Source organism: uncultured Nitrospira sp. (assembly GCA_902500695.1).
Lineage (GTDB): Bacteria > Nitrospirota > Nitrospiria > Nitrospirales > UBA8639 > Nitrospira_E.
Window position 1 is genome coordinate 14,840 of record CABVRQ010000002.1, and the last position, 2,896, is coordinate 17,735.

General features: G+C 48.8%; 1 pseudogene. It reads left to right on the forward strand.

Going from position 1 to position 2,896, the window contains the following annotated elements:
• A pseudogene (locus tag AAH187_RS00520) lies at nucleotides 1-2,896 on the forward strand (hypothetical protein); the annotation flags it as partial.

Sequence of the window (2,896 nt, forward strand, 5' to 3'; positions counted from 1 at the left end):
TTCAGGATAAAGTTATCCACAGCACGGGGATGGTTCATCAAGAATCACCTGGCTGGGCAGAGCGGTTAAAGGGACAGACAATCATGGAGGACACCAAAGAAGGCCGTCCGAACCGGGCTGCCATGGTGGAACGCCAACATGATCGGATCATGCTGAGAATGGAAAACGAGTCCGGTGCTCAACATGCTGACCATACGGCTACCGGTTTTTACAACACGATGACCAATATGCATCAATATGGCGCAGGAGGCCAGGATTTACTTTTGGCATCTGATAAAAATGTGGAGCCTGTTTCAGCGAGTGGTGGAAATTGTCCTTCCAGTGCTCCTGTCAGGGAATATGATATTTCGGCCATCAATGCCGAGATTAGCCTCAATCAATGGCTTGATTACTATCCTGGCTACATGTATGTCCTGACGGAAAACATCGATAAGGTGCGGGAAGAGGAGGCCAAAAATGCCGAAGCCAGAGAGGTGGATGGTCATGGTGACCCAGGCGCGGTGACTAACGGTCTTCAGGACCAATGGATTCAACCCCTTGTGATCAGAGGAAATCAAGGTGATTGCGTAAAATTCACCTTCCGAAACCAACTTGAATTTGGTGAGGAGGCCAGTCTTCACATTCATGGTTCGAATATGGTGATCAGCAAGACCGGGCAGCCTGCTACGACCACCAATCGTGACACGGTGGCTGAAGAAGGGAAGACGGTAGAGATGGAATGGTATATCCATCCCGACACCCAGGAAGGCGGCAGACAATTTCATACCTTTAGTAATGATCGAGAATTGACGGTCATGGGCCTAATGGGAACTTTTGTGGTTGAACCCCATGGCTCTGAATATTTGAATCCGTTGGGAGACGGAGACGCCACGCCCATGGCAAGTGGATGGCAGGCCATTATTAAAAATGGGACGGGGCCTGATTTTCGAGAGTTCGTAATTATTTATCATGAAGTGGGTGACGAAGCGTTCCGTCCGGTGAACAAACATGGTGATTTCTTGCCCCAACGGGACCCTCTCACTGATACCTACCGGCCGGGGGCTCGTGCTATCAATTATCGGAGTGAGCCGTTCGGTATCAACATGATGCATGTGCAGCACGAATACTTCGGATTTGAAGACGAATCGATGGGATATAGTTCATACACCTTTGGTGATGCTCCAACGACGATTCCACGATCGTATTTGGGGGATCCTGCAAAATACAGACTAGTTCATGGAGGATCAGAGGTATTCCATTCCCATCATCCACATGGCGGGACGATCCGATGGCCAAGGAGTCCACGGGCAATTGACCAAATGCCAATGTGGCATGCCGCGAAAAACGGTCCGGTAAAATACCCGGTTATCCGGACGAAAACCGACAGGGTTGATGTGGAAGTAATCGGGCCCTCAGAAGCCTTGGATTTGGAGACGGAATGTGGATCCGGCCTATGCCAACAACTGGCAGGTGACTTCTTGTTTCATTGCCATGTCGCCCATCACTATGTTTCAGGAATGTGGGGGTATTGGCGGGTATACAATACCCTGCAGACAGACGACAACCGCACAGACGTCATGCCAAATCTCAGAGAGTTGCCTGATAGAAAAGGTCGAATGCAGGCGGGCGTCACTTCCGATCAATTGATTGGAAAGACAGTCGATTGGTTTGGGAAAACATTCACCATCGTCGAAAAAGGAAAGACCAATTGGAAATCAAACCCGGCCGTCGTCAATATTAAAGAATGGGTGGAAATTCAATTGCCCACACAGGGAAAGCCAGGACACAAAGATGACGAACGTGGCCAAATTCTTTCCTATGACGCGACGGTTCTGGATTGGGCATGGGATGGCAATAAAGCCATGTCGGAGAAAGAAAGCACAATTGAAAACCCCAAGTATGAATCAAGGACTCCTGGGAAACGACGGCCGATTCTGTTTGAGTCGAGGACGGGAAAAGTATCATGGCCGCATCTGACTCCACATTACGGCAAACGGGTTATGTTTCCACCAAATCACAATCCGGCCCCCTGGTTGGAAATGATTCATCAGGATGAAAATGGTCTGCGAACCTCCGAGCCAGCCAAACCTGGAGAAAATGGCCGGTGGAGTTTATGTCCGGAGAATGCAGGACGAAAATATTACAACATTCATTTCATCAATACTCCCATTGAAATGGCCGGCGCTCAGGGTAAAGGAGATCCTGTCATTGATCCCTACGGGTTGATATATGTTCTCCATGAAGAAGAGGAGGAAACACGAAAAAATAACGACAAAAAATTGCCGTTGGTGTTTCGTGCCAATATTTATGACTGCATAGACTATACGCTGACCAGCGAATGGTTGGATGACGATTTTACCAACTTCCAATCCTCTAAAATCAACATTCATCCTCATTTTCTCCAATTCGACAATCAAGCATCGGATGGAGTGATTACCGGTTTTTCGTACGAGCAGTCTGTTCGTCCGTTTACCATGCTGGAGAAAAAGAACAAAAAAGGTCTGCCCGTGCCGATGAATACCGTCTTTACGGCTAAAGCCAAAAAGGGTGATTCCAGCATTAAGGTGAAAAACGCGGCGCAATACCATGTCAATACGGAATTGCTGGTTGGTGCGGATAATGTCAAAGGCAATGAGATTCGTCGCATCAAATCAATTAAAGGTGACACCATTACCTTTGTCCGACCATTGATGCATGATCATCCAGTGGGGGATATCGTGACTGTGGAATTTGTGCGGGCACGACTCTGGGCGGATGCGGATGTGGGGACGGTGTTTTGGCATGACCACGCCTTCGGGGCCACCACATGGCCACATGGCGGATTCGGTACATTAGTCGTTGAACCGGTGGGATCGACCTATCATGATCCTAAGACCGGGAAATTAGTCAGGAGCGGTCCCATCGCGGATATCCATAC